Origin of the sequence: Flavobacterium potami, from assembly GCF_020026915.1 — a bacterium.
GTDB classification, from domain to species: domain Bacteria; phylum Bacteroidota; class Bacteroidia; order Flavobacteriales; family Flavobacteriaceae; genus Flavobacterium; species Flavobacterium potami.
Genome location: NZ_JAINUY010000001.1, coordinates 982,124 through 999,332 on the forward strand (window position 1 = coordinate 982,124; position 17,209 = coordinate 999,332).

General features: G+C 34.0%; 13 protein-coding genes. 7 read left to right on the forward strand and 6 right to left on the reverse strand.

What is annotated here, in order from left to right:
- Position 1: 1 nt before the first annotated feature.
- The 3 genes from K6T82_RS04240 (at position 2) to K6T82_RS04250 (ending at position 5,055) form a co-directional block, all read left to right on the forward strand.
- A complete protein-coding gene (locus K6T82_RS04240; RefSeq protein WP_223704675.1) occupies positions 2 to 1,504 on the forward strand; it encodes a RagB/SusD family nutrient uptake outer membrane protein in 1,503 nt (500 codons plus the stop codon).
- Between the two features lie 263 nt (positions 1,505 to 1,767).
- The gene (locus K6T82_RS04245) at positions 1,768 to 3,009 is read left to right on the forward strand and encodes a glycoside hydrolase family 99 protein (protein ID WP_223704676.1); all 1,242 of its coding nucleotides are present in this window, start codon (positions 1,768 to 1,770) and stop codon (positions 3,007 to 3,009) included.
- Positions 3,010 to 3,036: 27 nt separating this feature from the next.
- Positions 3,037 to 5,055, forward strand: a complete 2,019-nt coding sequence (locus K6T82_RS04250) for a glycoside hydrolase family 97 protein (protein ID WP_223704677.1) — start codon at positions 3,037 to 3,039, stop codon at positions 5,053 to 5,055.
- Positions 5,056 to 5,381: 326 nt separating this feature from the next.
- Here the strand turns inward: K6T82_RS04250 and K6T82_RS04255 are convergent, their stop codons facing one another.
- On the reverse strand, positions 5,382 to 6,296 hold the full coding sequence (locus K6T82_RS04255) for a hypothetical protein (RefSeq protein ID WP_223704678.1): 915 nt from the start codon (positions 6,294 to 6,296) through the stop codon (positions 5,382 to 5,384).
- A 173-nt stretch (positions 6,297 to 6,469) separates the two neighbouring features.
- On the opposite strand from K6T82_RS04255, the gene K6T82_RS04260 reads away from it, so the two are divergent.
- Together K6T82_RS04260 and K6T82_RS04265 are read left to right on the forward strand one after the other, a co-directional pair.
- Positions 6,470 to 6,946: a MarR family winged helix-turn-helix transcriptional regulator gene (locus K6T82_RS04260; protein ID WP_223704679.1), complete on the forward strand. Its 477-nt coding sequence runs from the start codon at positions 6,470 to 6,472 to the stop codon at positions 6,944 to 6,946.
- Positions 6,947 to 7,007: 61 nt separating this feature from the next.
- Positions 7,008 to 8,429 (forward strand): MATE family efflux transporter, encoded by a 1,422-nt coding sequence (locus K6T82_RS04265; RefSeq protein ID WP_223704680.1) that lies wholly within the window; start codon positions 7,008 to 7,010, stop codon positions 8,427 to 8,429.
- 401 nt (positions 8,430 to 8,830) lie between these two features.
- Here the strand turns inward: K6T82_RS04265 and K6T82_RS04270 are convergent, their stop codons facing one another.
- A complete protein-coding gene (locus tag K6T82_RS04270; RefSeq protein WP_223704681.1) occupies positions 8,831 to 9,265 on the reverse strand; it encodes a DUF6526 family protein in 435 nt (144 codons plus the stop codon).
- A 302-nt stretch (positions 9,266 to 9,567) separates the two neighbouring features.
- Positions 9,568 to 10,053: a DNA-deoxyinosine glycosylase gene (locus K6T82_RS04275; protein ID WP_223704682.1), complete on the reverse strand. Its 486-nt coding sequence runs from the start codon at positions 10,051 to 10,053 to the stop codon at positions 9,568 to 9,570.
- 172 nt (positions 10,054 to 10,225) lie between these two features.
- Here K6T82_RS04275 and K6T82_RS04280 point away from each other — a divergent pair, with 172 nt between their 5' ends.
- Positions 10,226 to 11,251, forward strand: coding sequence for a helix-turn-helix domain-containing protein (locus K6T82_RS04280; RefSeq protein ID WP_223704683.1), 1,026 nt, complete (start codon positions 10,226 to 10,228; stop codon positions 11,249 to 11,251).
- Positions 11,252 to 11,480: 229 nt separating this feature from the next.
- Entirely contained in the window at positions 11,481 to 12,431 is a 951-nt protein-coding gene (locus tag K6T82_RS04285) for a bifunctional helix-turn-helix transcriptional regulator/GNAT family N-acetyltransferase (protein ID WP_223704684.1), read from the forward strand.
- Between the two features lie 157 nt (positions 12,432 to 12,588).
- Here the strand turns inward: K6T82_RS04285 and K6T82_RS04290 are convergent, their stop codons facing one another.
- The 3 genes from K6T82_RS04290 to K6T82_RS04300 are packed head-to-tail and all read right to left on the reverse strand — an operon-like array spanning position 12,589 to position 17,110.
- Entirely contained in the window at positions 12,589 to 13,788 is a 1,200-nt protein-coding gene (locus tag K6T82_RS04290; protein ID WP_223704685.1) for an NAD(P)/FAD-dependent oxidoreductase, read from the reverse strand.
- Between the two features lie 41 nt (positions 13,789 to 13,829).
- Entirely contained in the window at positions 13,830 to 14,285 is a 456-nt protein-coding gene (locus tag K6T82_RS04295) for a low affinity iron permease family protein (protein ID WP_223704686.1), read from the reverse strand.
- Between the two features lie 2 nt (positions 14,286 to 14,287).
- Positions 14,288 to 17,110, reverse strand: coding sequence for an AsmA family protein (locus tag K6T82_RS04300; protein ID WP_223704687.1), 2,823 nt, complete (start codon positions 17,108 to 17,110; stop codon positions 14,288 to 14,290).
- Positions 17,111 to 17,209: the final 99 nt, after the last annotated feature.

The window sequence follows — 17,209 nt, forward strand, 5'->3', positions numbered from 1 at the left end:
AATGAAAATCAAAATAATAGCACCAATACTTTTAAGTATGCTTTTTACGGTATCATGTACTGATCTAAACGAACAGTTATATGATCAGGTTGAAGATGGACAGTTCGGAAACACAACCAAAGAAATTGATGCGCTTGTTGGTGGAGCATATTCTTCGTTAAGAGGATTTGCCGATCCGATTTCAAATAACTATCCGACTTGCGAATATGTTTTCTTTTTGAATGAAACAGTTTCAGACGAAGCTACGATTCCAACGAGAGGAACCAACTGGTACGATGGAGGACAATATCAAGATGCTCAAAAACATACATGGAAAGCAGACAATAGAATGATTCTTTCGGCTTGGCGTTACAATTATACCGGAATTGCAAAGATCAACGCCATCATTTATCAGATCAATAAATCGTCTTTAACAGAGCAGGCAAAAGCCCCCATTTTTGCTGAACTAAAAGCAGTTAGAGCCTATTACTATTACAATCTTTTGGATTTATTCGGAAATGTGCCAATCGTAACCAATTTTGAAGATACAGATCTTCCATCGAATTCAACAAGAAAGCAGGTTTATGATTTTGTCGAAAAAGAACTGACAGATGCGATTCCGTATCTAAATGGAAATGTGGTGTATTCTAAATTAACAAAAAACGTAGCCTATTCGATTTTAGCAAGATTATATCTTAATTCAGAAGCTTTTATTGGTGTAGCACGTTGGCAAGATTGTATTGATATGTGCCAGAAAGTTTCAGGATATACTTTAACAACTGATTTCTTTGCCAATTTTGCTACAGAAAATCAGACTTCTAGCGAAATTATTTTTGCGATTCCTTACGATTCAAAAGCAGGAACAGTTGGAAATTATATGAATTCAATGTCTGCTCATTACAATCAAAAACTGGCGATTTCTGCAACAGGAAATTACCCTTGGAGCGCCAACGGAATGTGTGCGCAGCCTGGAGTTTATTCTGCTTTTGCGGATACCGATAAACGAAAAAAATGTATGCTGCACGGAGATCAGATCAATCTGGCTACTGGTTCTGTTATTATGATGGATAACGGAGAACCGTTGACGTACACAGAAAACTTAACAAGTTTGACAGATGCCAAAGAAAATGAAGGTGTTCGTCTAGCGAAATATGAAATGAAAGACGGAGAACAGTGGGAGCGTGATCACGATTTCGTTTTAATTCGTTATGCAGAAATCTTAATGATGCAAGCAGAATGTTACGTTCGTTTAGGATCGCCAGAGGCAGCAAGACCGTTTTTACAACAAGTGGTTACGCGTGCTGGTGAAGAAATGCCAACTACAATTGACCTTGCCTTTGTTGATCAGGAATTGTTGAAAGAATTTACATTCGAAGGAAGAAGAAGAACTGATAATATTCGTTTTGGAACATTTTTCTTGCCTTGGTGGGAAAAAGGTACAACAGAGAAATATAGAGCAATCTTCCCAATTCCAAGTTCCGTATTAACAACTAATAAAAACCTGAAACAGAATCCTGGGTATTAGGTTATTGAGTGTCAGTCTTCCATGTTGGTTAGTCGTGGAAGGCTGACCTATTTTTAAAGATTGCATTAAATAGATCTACAATGCTTAAAATATTTTTAACACATAGAAACATAGATTTTTATGTGTAAAAAGGAGAGGGAAAGAAACTAGTTTCTCACACATAGCTATGTGTATGTATGCGAGTGAAACGCCTTTTTCTAAGTTTCTAAAGCTATGTTTCTATGTGTTTAAATTATTAAGTATAAATAAAATAGTGTATCAATATGAAAAGATATATCACATCACTGGTTTTTGGTTTAATGAATATTGTGATGGTTGCTGGCTGCAGCAGCGATGACAAAGGTTCAGATACGCCAACAGAACCAGAAAAAACAGCACCTGTTGCGATTGAGAAAACCAACAGTACCAAGATTTATATGCATTACATGCCGTGGTTTGAAACCAATGAAAGCAGTGCCGATAAAAAGTGGGGGTATCATTGGACGATGGCAAATAAAAATCCGAACAATGTAAATGCAAGCGGACGTAGAGAAATAGCATCTTATTATTATCCGCTGATTGGACCGTATCACTCAGGCGATAAAAATGTGATTGAAAATCATTTATTGTTGATGAAATATTCAGGAATTGATGGTATTCTAATCGATTGGTATGGCACTTACGATGTTAATGATTATAGAATGGTCAAAGAAAATACAGAGCAGTTAATAGAAATGCTGGATAAAGTTGGTTTAGAATATGCCATTGTTTATGAAGACCGATTTTTGACGAATGTAGTAAATGCAGGAAAAGCAATTTCGGTAACCAGCGCCGCAAAAACAGATTTGGCTTATGTACAAAATAATTATTTTACTGATGCTAATTATATCAAAATTAATGGCAAACCGTTGTTGATGAATTTTGGACCAATTGTTTTGCAAACGCCTGCAGAATGGACCAATGTCTTCAATACCTTAACGACAAAACCAACTTTTCTAACACTTTGGGATCATTCGGTAAAAGCAGGAGAAAATGCTTCTGGTGAATATGCTTGGGTTTATAAAGACAACAGTTTCCTGACGAATTTCTACACAAACACAAAACCAAAATTGGCTCTTGCAATGGGAAGCGCTTATCCTGGGTTTAAAGATTTTTATGCCGAAGGTGGTGGCGGAGCAGCAATTGGCTGGACAATCGATCATAAAAACGGAGTGACATTAGACGAAACACTTACACTGGCTAAAAATGCTAATGTGAACTACATTCAGATGATTACGTGGAATGATTTCGGAGAAGGAACCATGATTGAACCAACAGTAGAATTTGGTTATTCTTTCATTGAAAAAATAAAAACTTTTGCGGGAGTAAAAAATACAGAAAGTATATTTCCAGATATCAGTAAATTGTATGATTTACGTATTGCGAAAAAAGGAAATGCTGCTGCCCAGAAAAAACTAGATCAGGCATTTAATTATTTTGTTTCGATGCAGCCTGCAAAAGCAAAACAAATAATGAGCGAAATATAAAAGAGCTGTAATTAATACAATTAAATAATGAAAAACAGAAAATATAGATACTGTCTAATAGCTTTTGCCTCGATGCTTGTTATGGCTTGCAGTACTAAAAAAACGTATAAAATCAGTTCTCCTGAAAAGATCTCTGAATTAACTTTTGAATTAACTCCAACAGGTCAGCCGCAATATAGTTTTTCTTCTAACGGAAAATCGGTTATTGAGCCTTCTCTCATGGGATTTGAATTTCAAGGTTTAACCAAAATGACCGATGGTTTTGAAGTGGTTTCGACAGAAGAAAAATCGGCAGATGAAACTTGGGAACAGCCTTGGGGCGAATTCAAAAAAGTGAGAGATCATCATAACGAATTGATTGTTCATTTAAAAGAAGCAAAAGGCGAGGAGCGTTTGGTTGATATTATCTTCAGAGTTTTTGATGATGGTGTCGGATTTCGCTATGAATTTCCAAAGCAACCAAATTTAGGAAAAGTCAAAATTTCTAATGAAGTTACTCAGTTTACTTTTAAAGACAATAACGAAGTTTGGTGGATTCCGGTGCATCGTGAAAACAGTTATTATGAAAGTGAATATCGTAAAACTTTAATGAGCAAAACCGATACAATCAATACGCCAGCAACTTTTGAAACAAAAGATAAATTGTATGTTGCGATTCACGAAGCGAACTTGACAGATTTTGCTTCTATGACGCTTTTAAAAACAACTGACAAACAATACAAAAGCGATTTAGTGCCTTGGGCAGATGGAGTAAAAGTGTACGCAGAAACGCCATTTAAAACGCCTTGGAGAACAATCGTGGTTGGAAAAAATCCTGGAGAAGTGGCAACTTCGACTATTATGCTTAATCTGAACGAACCATCAAAGATTGAAGATTTATCGTGGATTACGCCTTCAAAATATATCGGAATTTGGTGGGGAATGCATCTAGAAAAATATACTTGGGGACAAGGACCAAAACATGGCGCAACCACAAAGAATACGAAAGAGTATATTGATTTTGCAGCGAAAAATGGTTTTGATGGTGTTTTGGTTGAAGGTTGGAATGAAGGTTGGGACGGCGACTGGACAGCAGATGGTTCTGCATTTAGTTTTGTAAAACCTTATCCAGATTTTAATTTGGAAGAAATCACAAAATACGCAGCCATGAAAAATGTTCGTTTAATTGGGCATCATGAAACGGCTGGAGCGACTAAAAACTACGAAAGTCAGCTAGAAGAAGCCTTCAAACTGTATCAAAAAATGGGTGTGAATTCTGTTAAAACAGGCTACGTAAACAAATTTTTGGATAAAAAAGAATGGCATGATAGTCAGTACGGAGCCCGTCATTACAGAAAAGTAATCGAAACGGCTGCTAAATATCATATTATGATCGACAACCACGAACCAATGAAAGGAACTGGTTTGCAACGTACTTATCCGAACTTTATGTCGCAAGAAGGCGGACGCGGACAAGAATATAATGCATGGTCTGTAGATGGAGGAAATACGCCAGAACATTTAACTACTTTGCCTTTTACGAGAATGTTATCAGGACCTTTTGATTACACTCCGGGTAATTTCAATTTTGCTTACAAAACACCTTCAGGTGCAAAAGTGCAGACGACTTTGGCCAATCAATTGGCGTTGTATGTGATTATTTTCAGTCCATTGCAAATGGCTTCAGATTTACCTGAAAATTACGAAGGAAAACCAGAATTTCAATTCGTGAAAGATGTGCCTTGCACTTGGTCTGACACCAAAGTCTTAGATTCGAAAATTGGAGAATACACCACAATTGCCCGTAAAGACTGGGATGGGAAAAACTGGTATTTAGGCGCTATCACTAACAGAAATGCAAGAGATCTAAAAGTGACACTTTCATTTTTAGATAAAAACAAAGAATATGAAGCGGAAATATACGCAGATGGAGCGGGAGCAAATTATAAAACTAATCCGTATCCCGTTACAATCTCTAAACAAGCAGTAAACAACAAAACCGTGTTAAACCTAAAACTGGCCGCTGGCGGAGGAACAGCGATAAAATTCACTCCAATCGAGAAATGATTTTTTTAGGTTCTAAGGTGCTGAGGAACTTAGGTTCTAAGGTATTGAGATTCTAAGTTTTATTTTGAGTTAAGTAGTTTAAGTTTGGAATAAACCCGATAGCTGTGAAGTTGTCGGGTTTGTTTTTTATGATAGATTTTAACCGCAAAGCACACAAAGGTTTACGCAAAGTTCGCAAAGATTTATTCATAAAGCTTTGCGAACTTTACGTTTGTAAGCATACCGCTTAGAAAAAAACTTGCGTGCTTTGCGGTTAAATTATAGTTTCAAGTTGATTAACCTTGAGCATAATTACTGGTTAAACCTGAAACCTGAAACAAAGAAAACTAGTGTTTATAAAGCTTCACATGATTTCCAAAACTATACGTTGCAGTTAGAGTTGGTCCGTTGTAGCCCCATTTGAAGAATCCGTTTAGTCTTTCTTTTTCCATGTCGACTCTAACGTTTAATCCCGTATATCCTGCCATTAGGCTGAAATTTTCGTAGACATTATATAAAAGAGATAAATTGTAACTCAAAAGTCTTCCATCAAAATCATTAATTTTAATGGCAAAATAATTGAAATTAGCATATAAACCGAGCTTCCTTCCTAATACAAATTCACCCCAAACCCCAATGTCTGGAAGGGGAGCTGTAAAATCAAAATTATCTCGGTATTCGGTTTCAATTGTTGCACCTTCCAATCTCATTCCTACATCGGTAAACAAAACGTGAGCGCCAATAAGAGCCCCGATTTCATATTTTGGTTTAGATATAAAGGCATAGCTATAGGTAATTCTACCAATATGATTATTCATAAAAGCAGAAACTGTAGCATTAACAGGATAAACATGGTCTCTAAATTCAATTTCCTTTTCTAGTGTTTTACTTGAATTTCGACCTAAATAATAGTATTCTGATCCAAGTCTAGATCTTCTGGAAATTCTCCACTCAAAAGCTCCAAAAAAGGAAACAGTACTTTTATTAAAGCCGAGATCTTTTTCAAAATCTATCAAGTTTCCAAAAGTGCCATTATTGCTTCCAACTTGGACTTCTGTATTATTGATCGGAAAAAAAGCACCTGCAGTAACTTTAAATCTTCTCGCATGCCAAGGAAGATCGTCGGCATAACTATCCTGAAACTCATCGCTCTCAGTTTTGGAGGTATTCAAACTTTCACTTACATTATTTTCAACAACAACCTGCGCATGTAATGAAATCCAAAAGAACATCATTACTAAAAAGGTAAATAATTTTTTCATCAGCTTTAGTTTTTATTTGATTAAGGAGAATTTTAACAATAAAGTTAGTAAAAATTATCGTGCAAATTTGGTTTTTGATTTGGAAAAATTTAATTAAATATATTGGTTATCAGTGAAATAAATATTTTCGAATGAATTAGTTGACATGTCATCCTTTTTTGTAAATTTGCCTCATGAAAAATACAAATTTGGATAAAAGGGAACTTTCTAACTTTTGGAAAGAAGAAATAGCAGACAGTTTTTTCTTTCAGATTCATCGAATGAAAAGGGCGATTTTTAGGAGAACAAATGCGTTAATGACAGAATCCGGAATTACATTACAGCTGGAGCAATTGCCCTTATTGATGATTTTACGTCATAAAGGACTTTCGCAAAGAGAATTGTCAGACAAAACAATGCGAGACAAATCGTCTATTTTAAGAAGCATAACCGCTCTTGAAAAAAAGAATTTGGTTGAGGTTGTAAAGGATAAAATCGATAAAAGAAAAAATATCGTAAGTCTAACGGACGAAGGCCTTGCAATGGCAAAAGAGATTCGTTCTCTTATGAAAAGAGCAGAAGATGAAGTGATGTCTGTTTTTTCTCCAAAAGAGAGAATTGAAGCCTTAGAAATTGTAAAATCGTATGCAGACAAGTTAGAAACGCTTTAATTTTTTTTAGACTTTAAAAGTTGATATGTCAACTTATTTTTAAATAATTATTTTTGAATAAATGAAAAAAAACGAATTATTAGAAGGACCAATTTTTTCTTCATTATTAAAATTGGCGGTTCCTATTATGATTGCCAATTTATTACAGGCAGCGTACCAATTAGTGGATGCCTTTTGGGTTGGTCGATTAGGAGGAGATGCTGTTGCAGCCGTTTCTATAAGCACGCCTGTAATCTTTTTAACCATAGCTTTAGGAACCGGACTTGCTATTGCTGGTTCTATATTGATTGCGCAATATTTTGGTGCAGGAAACCAAGAAATGGTCAATCATGTGGCGGCGCAGACTTTGTCGATGGTCATTATCGTTTCGGTTGTATTGTCGATTATAGGTTATATTTTAAGTCCCTATTTTTTATATCTGCTAAAGGTAGAGCCAGGGGTTTATGTTGATGCGTTAGGATTTATGCGTGTGGCGTTTGTTGGGTTGGTTTTTAGTTTCGGATTTATGATTTTCCAATCGATTATGCGTGGAGTTGGACGCGTAACTTTACCAGTGTATATTGTTTTAGGAACAGTGATTTTGAATTTCGCGCTTGATCCTTTGTTTATTTACGGATGGAATTTTATTCCGCCAATGGGCGTAAAAGGTGCCGCTTTGGCGACGTTGTCTACACAACTTTTAGCGATTATAATTGGTTTTGCAATCTTGTTTAGAGGTAAGCATGGAATTCATCTTCGTATTTCAGATTTTAAACCAGATTACAAACACATTAAAAGAGCTTTCGAAATCGGATTTCCATCTTCAATTGAACAGTCTATGCGTGCATTGGGAATGATGGCGATTACGTTTTTGATCGTTCGATTCGGAACTTTAACCGTTGCCTCTTACGGTGCCGGATCCAACTTGATTCAGTTGATTTTAATTCCAGCTTTGGGATTATCGATGGCAATAGCCACTTTGGTCGGACAAAATATTGGCGCGGGAAATGTTGATCGTGCAGCAGAAATTTCCAAACTCGGTGGGTATTTAGGTTTCGGGTTATTGACCGGACTTGGTATTATTGCTTTTATTTGTGCACCTTATTTGATTGCTTTTTTCGTTCCAAACGATCAAGCTGTTATTGAAGGTGGAACAGAATTTTTAAGAATTTCATGTCTTTCTTGGGGATTTTTAGGTTTGCAATTGTGTTTAACCGGCGTTTTTCGTGCCGTAGGAAATACAAAATTGCCTATGGTTCTTACTTTGGTTTCGCAATGGGTTTTACAGTTTCCGCTGGCTTTTATTTTATCACATAACACTTCTTTAGGTAAAATTGGTATTTGGTGGGCATTTCCTATTTCTACCGTTATAACGGCTTTGATTACTTTGATTTTATATATAAAAGGAGATTGGAAAAAAGAAAGACTTACAGGAAAAACCAATAAATTAATTGACAAAGTAGAAAGCGAAATTGTAAAAGAAGGATTTGATTTGACGAAATAAGTTCAATGACAAAAATCAATATCAATTTCAATTTCAATTTCAATATCAATATCAATTTCAATTTCAATTTCAATAACAATTTCAATAACAATTTCAAGTTCGATAAAAAAAGCTCAATTTGAGAATTTCAAATTGAGCTTTTTTATTTTTAATTGACATTGATTTTTGTCATTGATTTTTGTCATTGATTTTTGTCATTGATTTTTGTCATTGATTTTTGTCATTGATTTTTGTCATTGATTTTTGACATTGATTTTTGACATTGATTTTTGACATTGATTTTTGACATTGATTTTTGACATTGATTTTTGTCATTGATTTTTGTCATTGATTTTTGACATTGATTTTTGACATTGATTTTTGTCATTGATTTTTGTCATTGATTTTTGACATTGATTTTTTTAAACCCTATGATAATCTGCTTTCCAGTGTACGATTGCTTTTTTGATGGCATCTCCTGTCAGGTTATTTTTTAAAACATCTTCCAGAAGCGGAATAAACTCGTTGTCTGGTGCAAAACGTAATGCAAATATCTGGTCGTCTGTAAGTTTGTATTCGATTTCTTCGAAACGCTTGCCTGTTAAGGTGAAATAACGATATCGAATTTCTAAACGTACAATTCTATTTTGCAGCGTAAGTGCATAATGCTGGCGAAGCATAAAAGCCAAGGCAAATAAGAATGCAAATCCTACGCTTATAAATGCCCAAATAAGATGATCGTCTGTTGTAATACTCAGATAAATGCTGGCAATTAAAAATAGTATTAAAAGAGGATAATATATAAAATGATGCGGTGTATAGAATCGTATATGGTTGTAATAAGTTTGAATTTTCATACGCTTTTTATTTAAGTAGGTGTGGTATAAAAACAAAGCTACTCTATATTTCTATAGAGTAGCTTTTTCCCAAAAATAAACTAACATAACCAATGTTCTCTTTATAGTCAAAACTTTTTACAGTTTGCTTTTTCAATTTTAATAAGAATAAAGCCTTTTCATTTCGTTTTTCAAATCTTCGCTATAGCTTGTTTTTCTTAGATGTAAAATTAGTTCAGAAGTGGTTGCATTTTGTTATACTTTAAAAGGAAAAAGTTACATGATTCCAATATTTGCATTTTAATTATATAAAATCAAACGCTCTATAATAAGGTCTGAATGACTTTCCATTCATCCAATTTACTTTGAAAAGTCTTGCTGGCATTGGCCGGACTTGTAGAAGGTAGTGTGAAAGTTTTATATTCTTTATTTAAATGAATATATTTTTTGAAAAATGCTGCTGCTTTCTGTCCATTAAATAAAATTGTATCTATTTGAAGATGCGATGCCAAAAAAGATTCAAAGTCATTTGCTATTTCGTTTTTTATGGCGCTGTCCAGACTTCCAATACGGTCACAAAATTGTAAGACATCCCATAATGCGATATGATTTTTAATTAACAGCTTTTTTCTTTCTTCGTAGATATTTGAGAATTCTTCGTTAAGGATTTCGAACATAAATTTCCAAAAATTGTTCTGATTATGACCGTAATATTGATTCAATTCTAACGACTTTGTTCCAGGCATTGTACCTAAAATTAATATTTTGGAAGTGGGCGAACTTATTGGGGCAAAAGAGAAACTTTTCATACTTATATATTAACGATTTTCATCTTATGTTAAAATAAGCATTTATAAGGAATTATAAAACAAAACAGAAAAATTATATAACAAGTTTGGTGTGTCTTTAAACGAACTTTGAATCTCAGATTTTTCGCAAAATTAATCTGTTTACAAATTATAGAATTTAAATCCGACGACCATGAAAATAGTTACTATAAATACAGAAAAAACTCAAAATATATTTGATGAACTTCATACTCATTTTGGTGGAAAGGTAATTTTTGATCTAGATGAATATACGCTGGAGGTTGAAAATAGTTTTGCAGAAGGTTCTATTATTGGAGCTTCTTTCAATGACAATATTTCGTACGTTCAGTTTGATATGACATTTTCAACTGATGTTCGATTGGATATTTTGAATGTAAAATCGTCTCCTATTTATTTTGCATATTGTTCTAAAGGAAATCTTTCGCATAGTTTCGGATTGAATGGGGAAGAGCGAAAACTAAAAACCTTTCAGACAGCCATTGTAACTTCAAAAGAGAATCAGGATAATGTTTTATTTTTTGAAAAAGGAAAAAAAACAAAATTAACGTTGATTATTGTCGGAACTCAAAACGACGTAAAGGAGCAAGCGCATTCTTTAAATCAAAAAGTTAGAGATACTTTCTTTGAGAACAATTTGGTTCAGGATTTCTTTTATATCGGATCTTATAATTTGCAAATTGCCGAAAAAATCGAACAGCTTAATTCGATTACACAAACCGGAATTGTTCGTAATCTTTTGAAAGAAGGAATTATGAGAATTATTCTTGCGATGGAAATTCAGCAACATTCTGACGATTTACACGCTTTCGCAAATGAATCAAACGGGTTGACTTTGAGAGAAATGGAAGAAATAAAAGAACTTTCAGAATTTATCAAATCAAGTCCTGAAGAAGCATTTTCAATCAAATCTTTGAGTAAAAAATCAGGACTTTCTCCAAACAAACTCCAAGAAGGTTTCAAAATGATTCACAACCGCACGGTAAACGATTATATAACTCATATGCGAGTTTTGAAAGCAGAAATTTTAATTAGAACTTCCGATCTAAATATCTCAGAAATTGTGTACTGCATCGGTTTTACCAGCAGAAGTTATTTCTCTAAAATCTTCAAACAAAAATACAACTGCAGCCCAAAAGAGTATAAATTTAATTTGAATTCTCTTGCTATTACTGCGTAATAGAGTGACAAAGGTTCAGAGTTACAAAGTGACAAAGTGTTTTACTTTATTTAAAGTCGTTAGCTATAAAGCATGATATATACAAGTTGCAGAGGTTCAAAGTAACAGAGTAACAAAGGTCTAAATCTTTGTCTCTTTGTAACTTTGAACCTTTGTCCCTAAAAAAAATCTTTGCAAAAAGATTTTTTTTATACATTTGCATAACTGGTTATATAATTAATTATTTGTTATGGAATTTTTTGATAAAGTTGGAAAAGCGGCACTAGGAAGTCGTTTGCGTTTAATGACAGCTGCGGTTACAGATGACGCTGCTAAAATATATGAGTTGTACGGAGTAGATTTTGTACCGAAATGGTTTCCGGTTTTTTATACTCTTGCAGAAGAACGTGAAATCACAATTACAGAAATTGCAAACGAAATCGGTCATTCTCAACCATCAGTTAGTAAAATTATTCAAGAAATGATTGCTGCGGGATTAGTTGAAGAAAGTTCTAAAACTGAAGACAAACGAAAGAATAATGTTGTTTTAAGCGAAAAAGGAATTGCAATTTCACAGATTGTAAAACAACAATTGGAAGATATCGATGTTGCGATTGAAAGCTTAATTTCTGAAGCCAAACATAATCTTTGGGCAGCGCTGGAAGAATGGGAATTTTTATTAGAACAAAAATCACTAATAAAAAGAGTCAGCGAACAGAAAAAACAAAGAGAAAGTAAAGACGTTAAAATTGTTGCGTATACAGCCGAATATCAAGATGCGTTTAAAGCCTTAAATGTAGAATGGATTTCAACGTATTTCGAAATGGAAGAAGCCGATTACAAAGCCTTAGATAATCCGGAAGATTATATTTTAAAGAAAGGCGGAAAAATCCTGGTTGCATTGTACGAAAATGAACCTGTTGGTGTATGTGCGCTTATCAAAATGAACAATCCGGAATATGATTTTGAAATGGCAAAAATGGCCGTTTCGCCAAAAGCACAAGGAAAAAATATCGGTTGGCTTTTAGGAAAAGAAATTGTACGCACAGCAAAAGAATTAGGGGCAAAAAAGATTTATTTAGAAAGCAATACGATTTTAAAACCCGCCATAAATCTCTATTACAAATTAGGTTTCGAAAAAGTGTTTGGACTTGAAACACCTTATAAAAGATGTAATATTCAGATGGAGTTGGTTCTTTAAAGTTGCAAAGTTACAAAGTTACAAAGTTACAAAGTTACAAAGGCACAAAGTTACAAAGGGACAAAGTAACAAAGGGACACAGTGACACAGTGACAAAGTTTTGAACCTTTGTCCCTTTGTTACTTTGTCCCTCTGTAACTAAAAAGCAAAGCTTTTTTCAACGCCCGAAGCGGTAATACTCTAAATCTGTATTTTTTTTATTTTGAAGAGAATCCAGAATTGAATTCATTCCGAGGACGCTGAAAGTGATTCCGTTTCCACCGAAACCTAGAATGTAATGTTCGTTTCTTCTCGAATTGGGTTTTCCAAAATACGGAAGTCCGTCTTTGGTTTCACCAAAAGTTCCCGCCCAGGAATAATCAATTTTAAAATCTAAATCTGGAAATCTACGGAGAAACTGTTTCAAAAGATATTTTTCCTTTTTGGGAAGCAGTTTATCGCGTTTATTGGCATCTTTAAATTCCTCATCGCCGCCACCCATAATAATTCGGTTATCATCTGTGGTTCTGATGTAATGATAAGGAGCTGCCGTATCCCAAAATATAGCGTGTTTGAAATTTTCCGGAAGATCGGGCTGACTTTCAGATGCAATTACAAAAGTACTTTTCAAATCGACTACTTTTTCTTGCAGTGTTTCGGTACTTTCATAACCTGTACAATGTATAATATGGTCTGCTTTTATAGTGCATTTATTATCTACAGTAGCAATGATTCTACCTTTTTGATGTTGAATATTGGCAATATTGGTTCGATCAAAAATCTGCATTCCTTTTTCATGGCAATAAAATAATAAATCACTTGCTAATTTGAAAGGATCCATAACAGCAGCTGTTTTAGATTCGATACCCGCAATAGCATTTAAACCCATTTTTTGCAATTCTGATCGACTTAACCAGCTTACTTCAAAGCCATGTTGTTTTCGGGCTTTAAATTCATTTTTTAAAAAGGGAAGGTCTTTCTTTAAAGTGGTAAAATAAATACTTTTTTTAAACTCAAAACCACAATCGCACCCCACAGTATCAATAATATTTCGAAGATCAAAAATGGCTTTTTTCCCATTTTGATAACTTTCGACGGCACATTTTGTACCCCTAAGTTTGATAAGCTGATGCAACGGAACATCAATTTCATACTGTAATAAAGCAGTGCTGCCAGAAGTGCTTCCTCCGCAGACATCTCTTCGGTCTACGAGAACAATTTTTTTGCCTTGGTTTACTAATTTGTAGGCCATTAGAGCTCCTGTGATTCCGCCGCCAATAATTAATATGTCGGTTGTAATATCAGAATCTACAGAAGGATAACTGTGTTTCATGGCATTTTTTAAAGGCCAGTAGGTTTCGGTAGAGCTCAATTTCATTTATTTGGTTATTTAAAGTTAAGTTTTTGGTTGAATTGGTTTTATTTTTTATGTTTTCGATTGTGAAGTTCTTGAGCTTCATCAATGGAATGTGACGATTTTATGCTTTTTTCTTTTTTAGCTAACTGGCTTAATTTTTTATAATATTTTTCGATAATAATCATTTCTTCTTCAGTCATATCTTCAATATCTACTAGACTATTACTAGATAATTCGTTGGAAGCAACAAGCTCATTTAGTTTTAATTGAATGGCAAGCGAATCTTTGTTTTGCGCTTTTTGAATAAGAAAAACCATTAAAAATGTGATAATCGTAGTTCCTGTATTGATAACCAGTTGCCAGGTTTCTGAATAATTGAAAATTGGTCCCGAAGCTGCCCATAAAACCACCAGTGCAAAAGCACTGATAAAAGCAGTTGTGCTCCCAGTCGCTTTTGTCACTTTGGAAGCAAATTGTTCAAAAAATCCATTTTTGTTTGGCTGCTCTTTCTTTTTCATCATCATTTCGTTTTAGAGGTGCTAACTTTTTCTTTTTTGATTACTTTATTTCGTTTTTTATCATAAACGGCAGGATCGATTTCTTGACCCGTTTTACTAAAAATTTTAATTTTTGGATCTTCATGCGTTCCTGTAATTACAATTGGAAATCCGATAAGACCGAATAGGGGAAGACCTAAACGCATTCTCAGATCCAGAAGTCCGTCAAAGCTTGTAGTTCCTTTAATTGTAGGTCTAAATCCGGCAACACTAAAGGTAAATGGCTCAACATTAATAAGATTTTTGTCAATAGTCGATTTGATTTCAATGCCTTTCATGTCAGGATTATTCAAACCATCTTGACCTGTTTTAGAACTAATTCCGTCAAATAGTTTTAGGCCTTTAACTTTGACATCACGCAGATTTATAGTTCCGCCTCCATTAAGAGAAGCATAAATTGGTCCCATGTTTCCATCTAAATCACCTTTAACTTTATAGTCAACAGAAATTATTCCGTGCGCTTTTTCTGCTGCAGAAACCATATCATGGAACATCGGAATTTCTTTATAAGCCCTTTGTACATCAAAATCTTTTGCAGTAAAATGTGCGTCGAAATTTGCAGCTGTTGGAGATTCATCTTTGTAAAAAGCATTAATTCCAACAATGCAATCAATGATGTTAAAGTTAATATTTTCTAAGTAAAATCCTTCTTTTTTAATACCGGTTTTTCCGTTAAGTTTATTGATAACCAATCCGTTATATTCTACTTTGTCTGCATTGGCATTCAAACTCACATTCAGGTTTTTAGGTATAATAACCACACCGCTCATTTTTGGATGGTCTTCCTTGGCATATTCAACGGCAATAGTTCGGTCTTTGTTTTCTCCTTTTTCAAGCGCCATGAACTCATCAACATTAATTAATTTTGATTTTAAGTTGAAATTTCCACTCAAAGTCCCGTTTGATTCTAAGAAATAATTGATGGTATTCAGTAGATAACCGTTAATGTCAAAATCAGATTTTCCGTAAGAAGCGTTAAATTTTTCGAACCACATTTTCTCATTTTGAAATCGGAAATTTCCTTGTTTGATAAAGAAAGCTTTGGGAAATAATTCTGATGTAGCTTTTATATTTTTTAGAATTAAAGTTCCTTTATTGTCTAATTTATCATATTGTCCCGTTGTGGCGTAACTTTGTTTTCCTTTTAATGAAAGATCAGCTTTAGCATAACCTGTCAAATCAAGACCTTTTTGTGAGAAAACCTGATAAATTCTACCCACATTCAATTCGCCTTTGATTTTTGCATTATAAGCCAAATCACTAAAATCAGATAAGGTCGCATTTACGTAAACTGGATTTCCTTCAAAAGTGAAAGAAGCTGGAGCAACAGCGACAATTAAATCCTGGAAAGTTCCTGCTTTATTCAGCATATTAGCCACAAAAGTGATATTCGTAATTGGATTCGGATAATAGGAAGTTTTCAGCCATCCGTTTCGCAGTGAAATTCCGCCAATAGTTTTAGGAAACAATTTTTTTGAAGTACTAAAAAGTCCTTTTGCCTGAAGATCGGTTTTTAAAATTCCTTTTACATCAAAATCACTTAATCCTAAAGCGGCATCTACAACAGCTAAATCTAGAGCGCCTTTTATACTTGCGTCAATGGTCATTTCGCTCAAACCTTTACTGTGTAAATAAGCATTGAAATAATCTTTTTCTCCAACTTTAAATTTTAAAGTTCTAAGATTAACCAACAATTGTTCTGTATCTAAAGACGGAAGTATAGCATTCAAATCCATTTGAAAATCTTTTAATGGAACGGGCGCATCTTTATGATTTACCGAACCTTCGTTGATTTTTAAGTTGAAAGCCAAATTTGGTTTTTGTTTTTTAGAAACATTATAATCGCCTTTAAAAGTCAATAACAAATCACTTTTTCCTGATATTTCTGTCTTTTCTAACCAAGTCAAATATTCAGGAGGCATTACAGACAATAAATCTTTTACGGTGGTATTTTCTGAAAGCGCTTTAATATTAATTTTATATCCGTCTCGTAAAATGGTAAATAAACCAGTAAATTTTAGCGGTAATTTATTGATTCGTAATTCATTTTTTTGAAGAATAAAAGAAAGCGAATTGGTATTGATTCGGGTAATTAAATCGGCACGGACTTCTTTTTTTCGGATATAACCAGTTCTGTCGTAGAAGAAATCAAGATTTTCAATTCTTGCATCGGTGGCAAGATCAAAGATGTCTTCGCTCAGATTTCCCTTTCCAACATAATTGAAGCCTTTTGCATCAACCAAAATTTTTGCAGAGCGATCATTATATTTTACATGACAATTTTCTAAATCAATTCTTTCCAATCGAATAGCAGTTCCTTCCTCAGGTGCATTCGGATCTTTTTTTTCGTCTTTTCTGTCTTCTGGAGCAACATAAATGTTATAATTGGCTTGACCTTTTTCATTGACCATCACATTAATCAATGCATCAGAAACATAAAGTTTGTTGATTTTGACTTCATTATCAAAAAACAGTTTTTTAATATCAATTCCAAAACCTACTTGTTCGGCGCTCAATAAAGTATCATTACTAAAAGGCTTAGAACCCGTAAGCGATAAATTGTCTAAAGAGACCGTCAATGATGGGAAGTGCGTAAAAAATGATAGTTTCGATTTTGTGAAGTCCAATTTGGTGTCCAGACGTTCATTGGCAATTTTCTTCACCTCCGAAGCAATTTTTCCAGGAAAAAGCAACGGAATAATAAACAACAAAAACAAAATCACCGCAATCGAAATTCCGGTAATTTTTAAAACTTTTAAGGCGGTATGTTTGAATGTATTAGGCATATATGTAAGTTTTTCTTGTTAGAAATTTTTACAGTAAAAAGTTAAATGTAAAAAGTGAAAAGCTTTGAACTGTAAGTTGTAATGTAGGAGTAGAAGTTG